Source organism: Paenibacillus sp. FSL R5-0345, from assembly GCF_000758585.1.
Taxonomy (GTDB): Bacteria; Bacillota; Bacilli; order Paenibacillales; family Paenibacillaceae; genus Paenibacillus_AQ.
Genome location: NZ_CP009281.1, coordinates 4,963,073 through 4,979,808, shown reverse-complemented (window position 1 = coordinate 4,979,808; position 16,736 = coordinate 4,963,073). Strand labels below are relative to the sequence as shown.

Annotated in this window: 11 protein-coding genes; 7 read left to right on the top strand and 4 right to left on the bottom strand. The window is 49.6% G+C overall.

The window, feature by feature from the left end:
• The first annotated feature begins 121 nt into the window (after window positions 1-121).
• On the top strand, window positions 122-1,267 hold the full coding sequence (locus tag R50345_RS22020) for an IS701 family transposase (RefSeq protein WP_081954154.1): 1,146 nt from the start codon (window positions 122-124) through the stop codon (window positions 1,265-1,267).
• A gap of 315 nt (window positions 1,268-1,582) precedes the next feature.
• Here R50345_RS22020 and R50345_RS22015 read toward each other — a convergent pair whose 3' ends face one another.
• The 4 genes from R50345_RS22015 to R50345_RS22000 all read right to left on the bottom strand — a co-directional run bounded on the left by R50345_RS22015 (window position 1,583) and on the right by R50345_RS22000 (window position 5,691).
• Window positions 1,583-1,780, bottom strand: coding sequence for a helix-turn-helix domain-containing protein (locus R50345_RS22015; protein WP_042130121.1), 198 nt, complete (start codon window positions 1,778-1,780; stop codon window positions 1,583-1,585).
• Window positions 1,781-1,830: 50 nt separating this feature from the next.
• Window positions 1,831-2,229, bottom strand: a complete 399-nt coding sequence (locus tag R50345_RS22010) for a sigma-70 family RNA polymerase sigma factor (RefSeq protein ID WP_042130118.1) — start codon at window positions 2,227-2,229, stop codon at window positions 1,831-1,833.
• Between the two features lie 136 nt (window positions 2,230-2,365).
• Window positions 2,366-3,310 (bottom strand): mannose-6-phosphate isomerase, class I, encoded by a 945-nt coding sequence (manA, locus tag R50345_RS22005; RefSeq protein WP_042130116.1) that lies wholly within the window; start codon window positions 3,308-3,310, stop codon window positions 2,366-2,368.
• Between the two features lie 68 nt (window positions 3,311-3,378).
• A complete protein-coding gene (locus tag R50345_RS22000; protein ID WP_042130113.1) occupies window positions 3,379-5,691 on the bottom strand; it encodes a helix-turn-helix transcriptional regulator in 2,313 nt (770 codons plus the stop codon).
• Window positions 5,692-5,928: 237 nt separating this feature from the next.
• Between R50345_RS22000 and R50345_RS21995 the strand changes: the two genes are divergently transcribed.
• From R50345_RS21995 to R50345_RS21970, 6 genes are all read left to right on the top strand, one after another.
• Window positions 5,929-6,867, top strand: a complete 939-nt coding sequence (locus R50345_RS21995) for an ABC transporter permease (RefSeq protein ID WP_042130110.1) — start codon at window positions 5,929-5,931, stop codon at window positions 6,865-6,867.
• Between the two features lie 10 nt (window positions 6,868-6,877).
• Entirely contained in the window at window positions 6,878-7,756 is an 879-nt protein-coding gene (locus R50345_RS21990) for a carbohydrate ABC transporter permease (protein ID WP_042130109.1), read from the top strand.
• A gap of 73 nt (window positions 7,757-7,829) precedes the next feature.
• The gene (locus tag R50345_RS21985; protein ID WP_042130108.1) at window positions 7,830-9,380 is read left to right on the top strand and encodes an extracellular solute-binding protein; all 1,551 of its coding nucleotides are present in this window, start codon (window positions 7,830-7,832) and stop codon (window positions 9,378-9,380) included.
• A 160-nt stretch (window positions 9,381-9,540) separates the two neighbouring features.
• Window positions 9,541-9,669, top strand: coding sequence for a hypothetical protein (locus R50345_RS32235; protein WP_256719208.1), 129 nt, complete (start codon window positions 9,541-9,543; stop codon window positions 9,667-9,669).
• Window positions 9,670-9,741: 72 nt separating this feature from the next.
• A complete protein-coding gene (locus R50345_RS30435; RefSeq protein ID WP_052414693.1) occupies window positions 9,742-14,646 on the top strand; it encodes an S-layer homology domain-containing protein in 4,905 nt (1,634 codons plus the stop codon).
• 113 nt (window positions 14,647-14,759) lie between these two features.
• The gene (locus R50345_RS21970; RefSeq protein WP_081954153.1) at window positions 14,760-16,727 is read left to right on the top strand and encodes a GH92 family glycosyl hydrolase; all 1,968 of its coding nucleotides are present in this window, start codon (window positions 14,760-14,762) and stop codon (window positions 16,725-16,727) included.
• Window positions 16,728-16,736 lie beyond the last annotated feature (9 nt).

Sequence of the window (16,736 nt, the reverse complement as noted above, 5' to 3'; positions counted from 1 at the left end):
CGATTTGACCCGGTTAAAGCAAGTTTGTTAGAACTTTCGTCGAAGATTTTAAAATAAAAAGGACATCAAACCTTTGTGTAGAAATTGACGGTTACGACGCCACAATTTCCATATAAAGGAGATGTCCACTCTTATGGTATCCCTCTACATGTCCATGATCGTCAAGTTTATTTTAGTGCTGAAGTTGGAGTTATCTAAACCACAACTGAATCACGTGTTCACACTCGTTCACGGCATCATTCTCTGCGCCGGACGTAAGAATATCACTCAGATTCGTAACGTTACCAGACAAGATCGTCATCTCAGTAGCATGACCAATTTCTTGAATCACTCTCCCTGGTGCGTCAACCGCATGCAGCGTAGACGCATGCAATTTGCATTGGAAAAGATCCGGGCGAAACGTGTGAAAAGCGGTGATTCCAGATCTCTTATGTTTCTTATTGTGGATGACACTTGTTGTAAGAAAGACAAGTCGACCAAGAAGATGGAGGCGCTCAGCTTTCAGAATTCACATGAAGACGGCAAGTCTGTCTGGTGCCACAGCATTGTCACTTCCCATGTGGTGAGTGAAGGTTGCTCCTACGCTTGGGATTTTCGCCCGTATTACCAGAAAGAGTATTGTGAGGCGCAGCGAATGAGGTTTAGCAGCAAGAACGATTTGGCTCTGGAAATGATCGAAGCCTTCCCTGCTGAGGATGATGCACTCGTCTACGTCCTTATGGATAGCTGGTATACGAGCGAGAAGGTCATCAACGCCTGTAACCGCAAGGGATTTCATGTCATTGCAGCCGTAAAAACAAATCGGCTGATCTGTCCAGCCGGCATTCCGATTCAAATTAGTGATTTCGCTACACAGCACATTCACAAAACTGATCTCCACTCTGTTACCGTGGAAGGTCAGGGAATGTACTGGGTCTATCCCTACGAAGGATCCGTGAGCGAGATCGAAAACGTCAAGCTGTTGCTGTCTTGGAAAGATGATTACACCGATTTGAGCAAACCTCAGGTTTGTCTTCTTTGTACGGATCAGTCCCTGGATCTCGTTACCATCCAGCGATATTATCACGTACGTTGGAACATCGAAACGGGTAATCGTTATTTCAAGGAATTGCTCGGCTTTGACCAATATCAACTGCTTTCTTTTATCGGCATTCAACGTTTTTGGGCCATTCAATTCCTGACGCAAAACTATCTTGAATTCCAGCGGCAGGAATGGATGAGAGACAAATCATCCATGACACTAGGCGATGTGGTGTATCGCATTTGAGAAGAGTACTTCGGGCAGATTATCGTCTATGTTTACCAGCAAGCCTTGGAGAAAAAGCCGCTTTTCGACATCCTGAAACATTTCAAACTGTCTGCCTAAACGTTGTTTTTACTGATAGCACTACAGGTCTGTCCACTTAGCTTATTGCTGAGTTAAATCGCAACACTCAAGTAATATAAGATACCCCCTGCCATAAAAACAGGGGGTTACAAATTAATCACACAAGTTAATATAAAAATATCTATCAATTAAAGATCATTGAAATGAAAAATTACTTTTTTATTATGCATAGTTTAAAAACGCAATCTTCATATTCTAATGATAACGATTAAGATTAAAACGACGTACTGCTAATATGAACTCTAATGTAAGGTGTTGTCTGCAATCCTCATCTATATGCCCGTTTTGTTTTGCAAATTTATTTATCAGTGGTTGATAAAGAAAAATTAGTCTAGCTTCGGCATCACGATTGCCACTCTGAGCCAATTCAATCAGTGTACCTATTTCTTGCATACTGATTCCATCCCTTTTTAATTTAATGTAAGGTTAAGAGAATTATTAGTTTAACAATATAAAGAGAGGTGCTCTTTTAATTTCCGTAATAAATTTGCTTTCATTTTACTGACTGCTTGCCTTGAGATACCAAGATTATATGCAATTTCTTTATCAGTTAAATCCTTACAGTACTTTAGGGCCAATACCCTCTTTTCTACAGTACTAAATTTCAATTCATCGATAATTTGTATCAATGTAGTACAATTTTCGACTCGGGTAGAGGACGACAAACAAATACTAAAGTTGGGTTTGATGTTATTTAATTCTTTTTCATCCAATAGAATAGTATGAGAAGTATGGCGAAGAGCTTTTTTATAATAATCCCGGCTCGCATGACGTAAACACGACTGTACATAACTACTAAAAGCATTTTTAATTGCTTTTTGATCTTTGTTAACATTATGCATATTTCCATCTCCTCTCATTAATTAAATGGGAATGATGAGAGGGAAAGGCAACCTTTGGATTTAATATATAAGAAATGTAAAAATAAATTTTCGACATTTTTACTATAATCGGCATAATAAAGCGAAAGGGCGCAAATTATTCATGTGAAATAATAAGCTGAATCATTCCATCAATTTCATAAGGTCCGCAATCAACAGGTAGAATAAGGTGATCACCTTTATTTAGTCTATACTTGCCGTCTTGGATAAAGATATAACCGTTACCCTCAATCACACTAATGAGAGAATATTTCGGATGAGCTGGCAATTTTGTTTTATTAGTGATTTCCCATTTTTCTACTGTAAAGTACGAATTCGAAACAAATTGGGTTATATAGAGTCCGTCATATTTTTGAGTTACATATGAAGATGGTATATGTATCTGTGGTGTAGTTGTAACTTCGATGGCTTTCCCTAAATGAAGTTCACGTAAATTCCCATTATTATCTCGGCGACCATAATCATATACTCGATAAGTCGTGTCTGAACTTTGTTGGGTCTCCAGTACGACAATTCCTTTCCCCAAAGCATGTAATGTGCCGCTGGGTACATAGAAAAAATCTCCTTGCTTTACTGGAATCTTTCTGAGCAGTTTCTCCCATTCCCCGCTTTGAATCATATATTCTAATTCCTGTTTAGAGGATGCTTCGTGCCCGTAAATAATAGTGGCATCAGGCTCAGCATCGAGAATGTACCAACATTCCGTTTTACCAAGCTCTCCATTCTCATTCTTATCAGCATAGCCATCATCTGGATGCACCTGAACAGACAAATTATCTGAGGCATCCAAAATTTTAGTGAGTAAAGGAAACACTGGTGAACTTGATCCGAATAGTTCGGGTTTCGAGTTCCATAGCTCCCCTAGTGACATACCTTGAAAGACTCCTCCTTTTACAATGCTCTGTCCATTAGGATGTGCCGATATCGCCCAGCATTCGCCAGTCGAGTTATTTGGAATGGGATAATTGAACAAGTCTTTGAGTTTAGTTCCACCCCAAATGCGTTCTTGAAAAACAGGTTGCAAAAAAATAGGTAGATTCATAAATGTTATAACTCCTCTAATTAATAATGGGTAAGAAAACTTCCGGATATAAAGCGGGTCTCATACCGCTATTTATTCATTTTCCGGTACATGGCTGGTGTTACCCCGTACCTTTTCTTGAACGCCGCGTAAAATGTGTTCAGTGTTGTGAATCCATACTTTTGACTAAGTGGCTCAATCGGCTTGTCGCTCGTCAGCAGCTCCTCGCAAATGATGTCGAGCCTGCGTTCTGAAATTGTTTCGGTAATCGAACGGGTGGTTTCCAGCTTGTAGAGGTTGCGCAGGTAATTAATCGACAATCCGAGCTCATCGGCAAGTAGCTTGGTAGCCAGATTAGGATTGGTCAGATGTGCTGCGATTAGTTGATCTACCTCTTGGACAAGTCCCGCCTTCTTGGATACATTGCGGGCAGCGGCGATCTCCGCCAGCGTCTGGCTGGACAAGTCCTCCATCCATTCTCCGAATGCCTGGAGGGTCTCAAGCTTCATAATCTGATTCTCGACGGAAGTGAGTCCCCAGGAGCTGGACAGTATGAAATGTGGAGCAGCTTCCTGAAGAGAACGGCGAACATGCATGAAAAAGGTGATAAGCGACATTTTGCACTCAAAATAAGGCCGCTCTCTAAGCGCGGAGAGAGCAGCGTCCATCGTAGGGAGCAGAGTGTCGCCGTCGGCCTTCTGAATTGCATGTACCATCTGCCTCTCCAGTTCAAGCGGAAGATGGTACAGCTCGTTCGGACTACTATCAGCCTGCTCTTCCGACACGAGCGCGCCATGCCCCAGCCGAAAGCGCTCCTGGGTCATTTCGTATACAGTCATGTATCCTTCATGCAGCTCGGCTAATCCTTCCATACATTTGCCGGAAGCCACGGTTGTGCTAATGGAGAGATACTGCTTCACCAGCCGCTGCGACTCCCGCAGCTTGTCGGCAATAGCATTAGGCTGCCTTTTGTCCACCGGCAGGATGACGGCGATATGATCCGCTCCCATATCCACGGTTTGAATTCGGGCGGCGAAGAAGGGCTGCAGTGACTCTCCGACAATATTGGTCATAGCAAACCTTAGCAGCCGCTGGTCTTTATCTGAATAGTTCTGGACAAACGACGGAAAGTAGTCGATCCGGAAGATGGCAACCGACAGGTTCTCCTCCGGAAGCTCAATCTCCAGCCGGCGGATAGATTGGCGAATCTCCTCCAGAGAAGGCGCCGGACCGCTGAGCAGTTCACGCATGAAGCGTTCCCGAGCGAAGAATTTGTGCTGCCGGCCCACCTCTGTCAGTTCGTGGATCTTCTCCGATTGAAAGACGAAGACCTGGGACAAATAATCAAGCTCATTGGCTGCCAGCAGACCGTCTTGCTTTTCGGACTGGTGCTGTTTCATGACATTCTGCACCAGCTCCTGAATCGGCGAATAGACTTTTCGGGACAGCAGAGCGACTACTCCGAGCGAAACTAGGAGCAGTCCGCCGAACAACAGCAGGGTGATATTACGCAGGAAATCGATCCTGCTCAGAATGACAGACTTGGGAATGGTCTCGTAGAAGCGCCAGTTCTGAATACCCTTAATCGAGGTCTGGGCGTAAACCAGCATCTGTTCCCTTTCGTTTTCAGGCTTGTAGAGCTTCCAGCCATTTATCTTATCCGAGCTGGCTGCGGTGAAATCCTGTATTTGATCCTGACTTAGTCGATCGGTGCTGAAGATCATCTCATTCTTATCGTTAAGGACAAATAGGTTGGTCTCTAGGAAGCTGTTGGCTTGCAGCAGTGTCATAATACTGTCCGCGTCCACGTTCAATACAAACGCCGAGATGGACTTGCCGGTTTCATAGGGGATAATGGCCGTAATCACCCTCCGATATTTGCTAGAATTCAGAGGCATATGGGGGGTGCGCGGAATCAGAAATGCCCCGTCCGTAATCTTGCGTGTACGCAGCCGCTCCAGTACCTCTTGGTCATAGAACTCGTCGATGTCAGTAAGCCCCAGCCGGGAATCGATGATACTGTCAGTGTAATCATTGATCAGATAGACCGAATCAATGGATGGATTGCCATTCTTCACATTCATTAGCCGACTCCAGACCGTATAGGTCTCAAAAGTGCTGTTTACTTCGGCCAGTGCATATGACTCTAGCTGGCTGTCAGAGCTGGAGGAGTAAGCGTAGTTGATGGACCATTCCATCAATTGAGCCGTATTCTTGCCGCCATTGACAAGAGCTGACTCAGTATGATCGCCGATTTCGTTTAAGAGGGTTTTGGCAGACAGCCCGTAAAGGGCAACAAAAGAAACAGCGAGCAGGAATGTCGTTGCGCTAATAAAATAGATGAGGATTTTTAGAAAAGTCGTTCGTCGTTTAATTCGTTTCCAATTAAATATATTTTCCATTGAGCTCCCCCGGACGGTTCCTTTTGTTTAGGAATGCAGGGTTTATTGTACCATAGAAGCATCTTCACTGAACCAAATCAATGGATTTTGCGGTGAGTGATGGATTCAAGAACCGGTGAATGGATGCAAGGAAGAAGTACCGTTGCATGTTGTAATTGTTCTCTGCTCCACGGCCTGATATGGTGATTTCAGACATTCGGCCGTGCACGGACCAATGACAACTAAGGGGGTAGGAGCATGGAGCATGCTCAAAGACGGGGCATACGCTGGAAGCTGAAGCAGATCGCACACAGTCCTTTTTTATACCTAATGGCGATTCCCGGTTTGCTGTTTTTTCTAATATTCAGTTATTTCCCTATATACGGAATCATGATCGCCTTCAAGGAGTATGATTTCTCCCGCGGGATTACCGGGAGCAAGTGGGTTGGATTTAAGAACTTTGACTATTTCTTTACTTCGAATGACTTTTGGGTGATTCTCCGCAATACGGTCGGGTTGAATGTGTTGTTTATCATGTTCACAACCTTTTTTGCGGTGCTGATCGCACTAATGTTCAATGAAGTAAGCAACAAGTATTTCAAGAGAATATCTCAATCGCTAATTTTCTTACCTTATTTCATGTCCTGGATTGTAATCGGTATGCTCGTCCAATCGTTTTTGGGAGGCGAACAGCCACCGGTTAATACCTGGCTGCAGAATCTCGGGTTAGAGCCGATCAACTGGATGTTCGAGTCGAAGCTATGGCCGGCCATCCTCACGGTGATCCGGGTTTGGCAAGGTGCCGGCTACCTGTCGATCATCTTTCTGGCCGCGATCACCGGAATCTCCGAGGAACTCTATGAAGCCGCCCGCATTGATGGTGCATCTAAACGCCAAATCATGATGAAGATCACGGTGCCACTGCTGGTCCCAACGATTTCGATCATGACGCTTTTGTCGGTCGGCCGTATCTTTAATGGTGATTTCGCCATGATCTATGCTATCATCGGTGACAATTCACTGCTCTATTCAACCACAGATGTCATTGATACCTTCGTCTTCCGCTCGATGAGACAGCTACACGACTTCGGGATGTCCTCAGCTGTGGGCCTGTTCCAATCGGTCATGGGGCTCATCTTCGTCGTGTCCGCCAACGCCATCACCCGTAAGGCATCTAAGGAATCCGCATTGTTCTAGGAGGGAAATCATGAAACAGACGGCATCCGACCGTACTTTTACAGCCATGGCCTACATCATTCTCATTTTGTTTACGATCTTCTGTGTCTTCCCGTTTCTACTGATGATCATCGGCTCCTTCACGAAGGAAAGCGAACTGATCGTGAACGGGTATACCCTGTTTCCTAAGCATTTTTCTACAGCGGCTTATAAGGCGCTGCTGCATTCCGATGCACTGGCCCAGGGATACAAAGTCACTATCCTGATTACGGTGATCGGGACACTCTCGGCACTGTGCATCTCGGCGATGCTCGCCTACTCGTTGTCCAACAAGCGCAATGTGCTGCAGACACCGCTACTCCTGTTCTGTTACTTGCCTATGCTTTTCTCGGGAGGAATCATTCCCTTCTATATTGTTGTCAGCCAGTGGCTGTATCTGCAGAATAGCATCGGCGCACTGATTCTGCCGTTGCTCTGTCAGCCGTTTCTCGTCTTCCTACTGGTCAGCTTTTTTCGCACCGTGCCGGATGAACTGGAAGAAGCAGCCCGGATCGACGGCGCTAACGAAATGCGGGTATTCTTCCAGATTATCCTACCGATCTCAAAGCCAATTCTAGCATCCGTTGGCTTGTTCTATGCACTATATTACTGGAACGACTGGTTTATGGGCTTAATGTTCATCGACAATGAAAAACTGTTTCCACTGCAGCTAATCCTACGGCGGATGGTCTCTAATATGGAAGCGGCTAAAAATTTGATTCCTGCTGCCGCAGCGATCTCGACAGAAGCCCCCACCTATGGCGTACGAATGGCTACGACGGTACTCACTATCGGACCGATCATTCTGCTGTATCCGATGCTGCAAAAGTATTTCGTCAAAGGCCTGACTGTTGGAGCGGTAAAGGGTTGAATGAATGGATTTCGGCATTAACCGGGCGACCGGATTAACGCATAGATGATTACTTTTCGAGGAGGGTCAAATTATGAAAAAAAACAAAGCAATCAGTACCATTCTCGTCAGCGGCTTATCGCTTTCTCTACTGCTGGCTGGCTGTGGAGGCGGGGGAAACAAGAATGCTTCCCCGAGTAATTCCACTAATGGAGAGGTGTCCACGGCCAGCACGGCTCCAGCTACGGAGGCCCCAAAGGAAATCGTTGAATTGAAAGCGTATTTTCCCGGCGATAAGCCTAACGAATTCGAGGAGGTAATGAGGGCCGTGAACGACAAGCTGAAAGCCGACAATGTAGGCGCTTCTCTGAATATCAATTTCTTGCCATGGTCGGATTATGGCAACTCCGTATCGGTCAAGATGTCGGCAGGAGAGGATTTTGATATGTACCTGGACGCTCCTTGGCTATCGATGGCACAAATGATTTCAAGCGGTTCCATTATTCCGCTTGACGACATGGTGGCGGCCCGCAAGGAACTGAAGGATTCGATCCCTGAGCAAATGTGGGCGTCGAACAAATTCGAAGGCAAGATTATGGGAATTCCGCTGGGCACAACTCAAGGAGCGATGAACGGTTTCTTGATCCGGAAGGATCTTCGTGAGAAATACGGCATGCCAGAGTTGAAAACGGTTGCAGATGTTGAAGATTTCCTTTATACCGTGAAGGAAAAGGAAACGACGATCAAACCGTTCATTGTCGATGGTCGCAGAGCCGACACTATGCCGAATCTCTTCACCGATTATTCCAATAATACCAGCAAAGATAACTATGTGGAAACTACGGTTAAGATGTTCTATTACTCCCAGAAAGACAAGAAGATAGTAGGGGCCTGGGAGAATCCGTCCCTCCAGCAGAATTTCGACAGGATCACGAAGCTTTACAATGACGGTATCCTGTCCAAGAATATTGCTCAGGAGCAAAACGCGCAAACCTTGTTCACGCAAGGTAAGTACGCGGCAACGCTGTATGCGTCTGACGGAGTGGAAGGTCTGAAATACCTAGAAGCGCTCAAGATTCCAGGTGTCGAGCTTGAAGTGGTAGTACCTTACGACCAATCGGCTAAGCCGTATTCAACATTCCAGCAATGGAACTTTATGTGCATTCCTAAAGCCTCTAAGCATGCCGATCTGGTGATGGACGTAGCCAACTGGCTTTCTATTAAAGAAAATCATGACCTTTTGGAATACGGAATTGAAGGCAAGGATTGGGAAGCATCGGGAGATACGTCCTTCAAACAGCTGTCCGATTACTCCTTCCCGGGATATGTCATGACATGGCGTCCTACCCTAGTTCGTACCCCGGACAGTATGCTGCCGAGCGATAAGGAATGGTTTGAGAAGTCGAAATTGGCCGAAACCTTTCTCTTGAGTCCGCTTTCCGGGTTCACCTTCAACGCGGATCAGGTCAAGACGGAGTATGCTAAGGTTTCTCCTTTCTATGATTCCCTGTACTTGCCGATGGCTCAAGGTGTATTGCCTACCGATAAAGGATTAAAGATGATGAAGGACAAGATTCTCGGGGTTGGCGGTCAGAAGGTCGTCGACGAGATTCAGAAGCAAGTCGACGCAATGCCGGCCAAGTAAACAAAAACAAAGATAACCTGTGGGGAAGAGGATGTAGCTTACCGCTTTGCGGAGAATTCGTTCCCTTCCCTCTTTGTGAGTTAAACACAGGTGTAGCCACCGCTTCCTGATGGGGCTGCGCCCGGGCGCATGGAAAGGCAGCTGGATGGGCAATGGCACAGTGCCGATCCGCATCGAACGCAGCTGGCTGACTCTGTATCACGGAGCGCTCGATGAAGTGATGGCTGTGGCGGACATTCCGCTGGAAGATATATTCGATACAGTGTCATACGAAGGACCCTTGATTTAAAAATATCTCAACCTGAAGCTCCGCAGAGAAGAGGGGCGGGCTTCAGTTTGAACTCAGGAGGTTGAAAATCACATGAAAAAAATGATAAGTGCTTGTTTAGCCTTGTCTTTGACCGTTTCATTATTTTCTGTGAATCTTGTTGATCGTATTTACGCATCACCGGTGCAAGAAAGCGGGATGACTTCGACACTTTCAATGACCTCGGCCCAGCTTGCGGACAGCTCGGCAACGCAGCAACGATGGCTGTCCATCCCGGATTCTCGCATTGTTCTCAACCCGGGCAACCATCCGGACGGCGGCGCGCATTTTCCGCTCGGTAGCGGCTATTACGTACAAGGAAAAGCCAAGGTACAGGATCGGCTGCTGGAGACCTTCCAAGCAAGCGGAATGCTGCCTCCCAGTGTCGAACAAAAACCGGTCGTCTTTAATGAGCCGTTTGACAATCTCTCCGCCAATGATTGGCAGACTTCCGGTGTAACCGCCTCTGCGACAGATGGACGCGCAGTGGTAACGACAACCGGCGATTGGGGAAGCGTCACGTCCAAGGAAATCACCCTGAACCTTACAGACTCGCCCTACTTGTCAGTGACCGTGCCGAAAGCAACCGGTAAATGGGCACTCAAAATCGATAAAGGCTATCAGCGGGATGTTCAGCAGGACACGACCCAAACCGGTTCCTTCCTGTTCGATTTGAGGACATTGCCTCAGACAAAGGAATTGACGGGCAACCAGACCTTCAAGGTGATGCTCTTTGTTAGCGGCGGAAACGGGAATACGGCCGAATTTGATTCCCTACAATTTCAAGGTGTTCCGCCAACAAATACTAAGGATCCCTATGAGGGCAAGCAGATCGGGTTCGAAGATGTCTTCGATTCCGTTACTTCCACACTGTGGAAAACCGCTGAAAGCGCCGGCAATCAAACCGTTATGAATTATGAAGACGGGCTGGGCAAAATCACGATCAGATCGAATGATGGCTACGGTGCGATTGAGCGTGAAGTGACTGTCAATCTCAGCGAGACGCCATCGCTCAGTGTGAAAATTCCGGAGACCACTGGAAAGTGGGCCATCAAGCTCAATACCGGCGGGCAGTATGAGCCTTATACCCTCCAAGGCGACACTTCGGATACCGGAGTATTTACCTACGATCTGGCCGGAATCACAGGCTGGTCGGGAGTCAAAAAATTCAAGATCAAGATTTTCCAGGTTGGCGGACAGGGCTCATGGACGAAAATCGATCATTTAGCTATTCACTCCGATGACCGCTGGCTAAATACGGCAACTACGTCGCAGACGATATGGCGCCCCGAGGCGATCGATTATAACGGAACCTATTCTGCAGGTGCGGTTACAGGTTCTGATCTTTTCTTTGACACGGAATCGGTGACACGGACAATTCACTCCGACTTGTCTGCCGGAGCTATCGCGGTCGCTGGCGAGTACTCCGGCTCCGCAACCTTTGCAGCCGAGGGGAACGTGTTGACGGTCGTTGACAAGGATCGGGATTTCACGTACGCCATCGCTTTACCTCAAGATGCGGTTCCGTTTTTCTTCACATCGGCAAATGATGTGCGCTTGGGACGCAACGCGATGAAGACACCTTCTTCGGGCTCCGGTTATTGGGTTGTGACCTTGCTTGGGAAGGGAGATTATGCCGTCGGCGTCGGCTATGCCGTTGGTGGAGACGCGAGCGCCGTCGATACGGCCGCGCAGAGAGCAACAGCGGCGGCGACGCTTGAAGGAGCTGCAACCAGCCGAGCCAAGTATGCAACATACTGGGACGAATTTCTTGCTAAGGTGCCGGTGGTTGAGGATTTCGATATTCTCCATGTCAATAAAGTCGGCGTTACTTCCGAAGATGTGAAGCAAATGTATTATATGGCATGGATCGGGCTTTCCCAAAATATACTGCCGCCAACACCTGAGTGTGGGGGATCACATCGGCAGATTGCCACCGGGAAGCCTTCGATGTACACGTCCGGACCGCAAGGAGCAGAAGCTTCGGCAAGCTGGGATTCTCTGTTCGGTATGCAGTTCTTGGCTTATGTGGAGCCGGATATTGCCTGGGAGACCTTCGAAGGGATGATGGCAGGTGTCGAGTCGGACGGTAAGCTGGGAGGAGAATCTCTTCCGGCCCGGAAGGCCCAGACCGCCTGGATACTCTATCAGATCACCGGGGACAAGGAACGATTGGCAGGAATCTATGACAATCTGGTCAAGCATCTGCGCTGGGCTGCCAACAATCTGCGCTGGAGTTTCGGCGACGGCGGTCCGAATGAAAGGGACGGGGAATTTGTCATCTCGCTCATTATCGATTATGAATATGCGCGGCAAATCTCCGAGAGCCTCAACAAAACGGCCGATGCAGAAGAGTGGGCAAACTCGGGGTTGAAACTGACCGAGGATTACAAGAGCTGGTTTTTCCCGAAGAAAGGGACAACCCTCTATAAGCATTGGCTGGACGGAAGTAGACCCGACCTCACCGGACAGACCAGTTCTGTGGCCACCGGTCTCCATGTGCTCGGACTTCCCGAATATTATGTCAATGAGCTGGTGGACCGCTTCCACTCGGAGTATAACCCGGAGATGCAGTTAGCAGGTTTCAAAGGGCTTAAAGCACCTAACGCTCAATATATGACTTACGGTCTCTTGGATCACGGGTTAAGTGAGGAAGCCTCCTCATTCATTCATTCCGTCACCCGCGATATCGTGCGAACGAAGACCTTCGCTGAGGTATACGAGAAGTCTTCGGACGATATCAACGCCATTCCAATTGCGACGAGTATTTATCCTTCTCTCTTTGGAATCGTTAACCTCATCGATAACGTATGGATGGCCAATGGATATCGTATGGACCTTGGAGCTCCCGCCTTTGTTCGGTTACCCGGAGCGACCGGTGGAGTCGCGGGACTGACATGGATGGGGAAGATCTTCGACACGGATATTAACGGTGCGACCATTCAATTATCCGGAGAAGCGCTGAAACTACCTGGCGCATTTTCCCCGATCACAGTGCAAACCGGTGCGACCGTTCAATGGGGAACCGATTATGTGAATCCGGAAGTTCCGGAAGCGTCGGCAAATCTGACTGCGCTGGTGGGTGATGGGAAGGTCACGCTTCGTTGGGATGCCGTTCCGAATGCGGACAGCTACCAGGTATATCGCTTCGAAGGCGACGCGGCGCCTGCCGATCCAAGCGCTTGGCAGCTTGTAGAAGCGGACCTTAAACCGACGACCTATACGGTTGTGGGACTGACCAATGGAACGAATTATACCTTTGCAGTCAAAGCGGTTAATCTAACCGGGGTAGGCGACTTCTCCCCCGCTGTGGTTGCGACTCCCACCGGTGAAGCACATACGGTTCCGTTCGCCCCGGTGAACTTGACCGGAGTGGCAGGGGACGCAGAAGTGCGGCTTCGCTGGGACGCATCAGCGGATGCGGTTACTTACGCGGTGTACCGGTATGAAGGTGTATCGGCCCCGGTCAATCCGGCCGAGTGGAAGCTGACTACCAGCGTAACGGAGGCCACTTACACGGTAATCGGATTGACCAACGGAACGAGCTATGCGTTCGCGGTGAAGGCTGTTAATGTGGCCGGGGAGAGTGACTTCTCCAACGTGATCATCGGAGTGCCGAGTGCGACATTGCCGGAAGTTCCGGCAGCGCCACGAAACCTGAGCGCTGCGACAGGGAATGGAAGCACGGTTCTGAGTTGGAGTGCCGCCACTGGGGCGAATAGCTATTCCGTCTACCGCTATAAGGGAGGGAAGGCCTCAGCCGATCCCGGATCACGGGAACTCGTCGAGGCGGGTATTACGGCCACCGCTTATACGGTACCTGGATTGACGAACGGCATGAGCTATGCATTCGCGGTGAAGGCCGCGAATGCGGCCGGGGAGAGCGCGTTCTCGAACATGGCTGTTGTGACTCCGCTTGCTCCGGTAACGCCAGATAACGGAGGTGATTCTGGTAGCACAGGGACTAGCGCTTTGTCTACGGTCATCTCCACGAATGGCAGCATTGTTATCCCGAGCGGAAAATCCGGCGAAGTGAGCCTGAACGGAGACGTGATGGTTTCGCTTCCGGTAGGTGCGGCGAACAGTGAACTGCGAGTGATCATTGAAAAGCTCGCGACGGCGGCTATACCGCAAGCCGATCAAGGAGCTTTCATCAGCTCTGTTTATGAGATGACGAAGAATGTGCCGGGGCCATTCCGCAAATCGGTCATCCTCACGATGAAGTTTGATCCGGCTAAGGTAGGTGCGAATCAGAGAGCTGCCATTTTCTACTATAATGAAGAGAAGAGGGAATGGATAGAAGTAGGCGGAGTCGTGAATGGAGAGTGGATGACGGCTGTAGTGAACCACTTTACGAAATTTGCAGTAATGTCGGTCGGGAAGAAGGCGGTCGAACCGAATCCGGGGCAGCCTGCTGTTACGTTCACGGACATCGCCGGACATTGGGGCGAGAATGCTATCCGCAACGCGGTGAGCAAGCAGTTGATCACCGGCTACCCGGATGGCACGTTTAAACCGAACGCTGCGATTACCCGGGCTGAATTCACGGTGATGCTGGCTAAAGCGCTTGGCTGGAAAGGGGAAGGCTCAACTCTCGCCTTCGAGGATAAAGCGAAGATCGGCGCTTGGGCAAGGGAAGCGGTGACGGAGGCAGTGGCAGCTGGAATCGTCAGCGGCTACCCGGATGGCAACTTCCAGCCGAACGAGCGTATCACGCGTGCGGAGATGGTGGCGATGATCGCGAGAGCGCTGGAGCTGCCGCTGAATGCGCAAGACGCAACCAGCTTCGCGGATGGCGCAGCCATTCCGAAGTGGGCGAAGGCTGCGGCTGAAGCCATGCACCAACTCGGGATCGTAAACGGTCGCGGCGAGGGCAAGTTCGTGCCGAATGCTACAGCAAGCCGAGCGGAAGCAGTAGCGATGCTGCTGCGGATACAGGATTATCAAAGCAATCGATAAAGAGTAATGAAGCAAAACCTAGCAGCCAATCGCTGTTCTAGGTTTTGTTTATCTAATCTCAGCCTCATCTGTTTTTTAGAAATAGAACATGAAGAAAAGGTTGGTGTTTTATCTTGAATTTATTACAGCATGTCAATCCTCTGCAGGGGACAGCGTCCACATTTCGATTTTCCAACGGAAATACGCTTCCGCTCATTGCCCGGCCATTCGGCATGGCGGCGTGGAGTCCGCAAACGGACGAAGCTGGCCATGGATGGTTCTTCCATCCCTCTCACCGTCATTTCGAAGGGATTCGTCTGACCCATCAGCCCAGTCCATGGATCAGGGATTATGGACATCTCGTTCTGATGCCGCAGAGCGGAGTACTGGCTCTGCCGGCCAGGCAACGTTCTTCCTCCTTTCGCCCGGAGGACATGACGGTGATGCCCGATTATTTCCGTATTTCATTGCGTCGCTATCGGGCTTCGCTCGAGCTAAGCCCGACAGAGCGCTGTGCGAGCATTCGCCTGAAGTTCACGCAGCGTGAGGAGGCGAGAATGCTCGCCGTGCCGTTTGCAGGCGAATCCTTGGTTACAATCGACCCTGCCGCCCGAAGACTGAGCGGGTATACCCGGGCCAACTCGGAGGGGGTTCCCGAGAACTTCGCTATGTATTTCGTGATGGATTTCGACTGCGACTTTGATGTACAGGCCTGCGGCACCTTCACAGGGGACGGGGCGACTGTTATTCAACTCAGCGGAACCGGTGAACGTGTCGGAGCCTTTATCGGCCTGTGCCTGCCGGAGTCTGGCGAAGCGGGGCTTACGGTAGGCACTTCATTCATCAGCATCGAGCAGGCCGCCGCCAATCTCCGTCAGGAGATCGGCGGCAAATCCTTCGAGGCTGTCCGGGCGGAAGCGGCCGAGACTTGGGAAGATACGCTGAGCCGGGTGCAGGTGGAGGACCGGAGCGAACGCAAGCTCCGCACCTTCTATACCTGCCTGTACCGGACCTGTCTGTTTCCCCGGATGTGGCATGAATTTACGGAGGACGGGCAAAAAGTCCATTACAGTCCATATAACGGACAAATTGAGAAAGGGCCGATGTACTGCGACAACGGATTCTGGGATACGTTCCGAACTTCCTATCCCTTGTTCAGCCTGCTCTTTCCAAGCCGTTTGGGCGAGATTCTGCAATCCTATGTCAATGCCTATCAAGAGGGTGGCTGGCTGCCCAAGTGGTGCTCGCCGGGTGAACGCAGCTCCATGCCGGGGACACTGATTGATGCGGTGCTCGCCGATGCGTACGCGAAAGGCATCGAAGGCTTTGATGTGGAGCTTGCCTATGAAGGCTTGCGCAAGCACGCCTTGCAGGCCTCCAAGGACCCCCGTTTCGGCAGAAAGGGCTTCGAGGCCTATGAACAATACGGATACTTGCCGGGAGAGGTCTATCATGAAAGCGTCAGCAGCACCCTGGATTATGCGTACGGGGACTTCTGTGTTGCCCAGGTCGCAAAGGGTCTGGGGCGAAAGGAAGACTACGAGCTGCTGATCGGCCGCGCGGGCAATTACACCCGCCTGCTTGACCCTGAGCTTGGCTTCATGCGGGCCAGGAAAGCGGATGGAAGCTGGCTGGAGGCCTTTGATCTCCTGAAGTGGGGCGGAGCCTACTGTGAAGGAGGTCCTTGGCAAAGCAGCTGGGCCGTTCAGCATGACATGCTGGGTCTGGCTGAACAGATGGGCGGAAGAGAGGTGCTGCTGGCCCGGATGAAGGAGCTGATGACCGTTCCTCCGGAATTCAAGACCGGAGGCTATGAGATCGAGATTCATGAGATGTCGGAGATGGCTGCTGTCGATTTCGGGCAATTTGCCATCAGCAACCAGCCGAGCTTTCATTTGCCCTATATCTTCGCGGTGATCGGCTCGCCGTCCGAAACCCAGTACTGGGTGAGAAAAACGGCGGAGGAGCTGTTCAGCGCTGAGATGGATGGACTGCCCGGAGATGAAGATAACGGCAGCCTGAGCGCGTGGTATATTTTTGCCAGCCTGGGGATGTATCCGTTCTGTCCCGGCGTTTCTGCCAAGTGTTCAAGAAGCATGTAGGCGTCAGTC

What these genes read in the sequence shown, in the direction of transcription:
- R50345_RS30435 (WP_052414693.1), top strand. Translation starts at nt 9,742, where the DNA reads ATGAAAAAAATGATAAGTGCTTGTTTAGCCTTGTCTTTGACCGTTTCA.
- R50345_RS22020 (WP_081954154.1), top strand. Translation starts at nt 122, where the DNA reads ATGTCCACTCTTATGGTATCCCTCTACATGTCCATGATCGTCAAGTTT.
- R50345_RS21995 (WP_042130110.1), top strand. Translation starts at nt 5,929, where the DNA reads ATGGAGCATGCTCAAAGACGGGGCATACGCTGGAAGCTGAAGCAGATC.
- R50345_RS21990 (WP_042130109.1), top strand. Translation starts at nt 6,878, where the DNA reads ATGAAACAGACGGCATCCGACCGTACTTTTACAGCCATGGCCTACATC.
- R50345_RS21985 (WP_042130108.1), top strand. Translation starts at nt 7,830, where the DNA reads ATGAAAAAAAACAAAGCAATCAGTACCATTCTCGTCAGCGGCTTATCG.
- R50345_RS22015 (WP_042130121.1), bottom strand. Translation starts at nt 1,780, where the DNA reads ATGCAAGAAATAGGTACACTGATTGAATTGGCTCAGAGTGGCAATCGT.
- R50345_RS22010 (WP_042130118.1), bottom strand. Translation starts at nt 2,229, where the DNA reads ATGCATAATGTTAACAAAGATCAAAAAGCAATTAAAAATGCTTTTAGT.
- manA (WP_042130116.1), bottom strand. Translation starts at nt 3,310, where the DNA reads ATGAATCTACCTATTTTTTTGCAACCTGTTTTTCAAGAACGCATTTGG.
- R50345_RS22000 (WP_042130113.1), bottom strand. Translation starts at nt 5,691, where the DNA reads ATGGAAAATATATTTAATTGGAAACGAATTAAACGACGAACGACTTTT.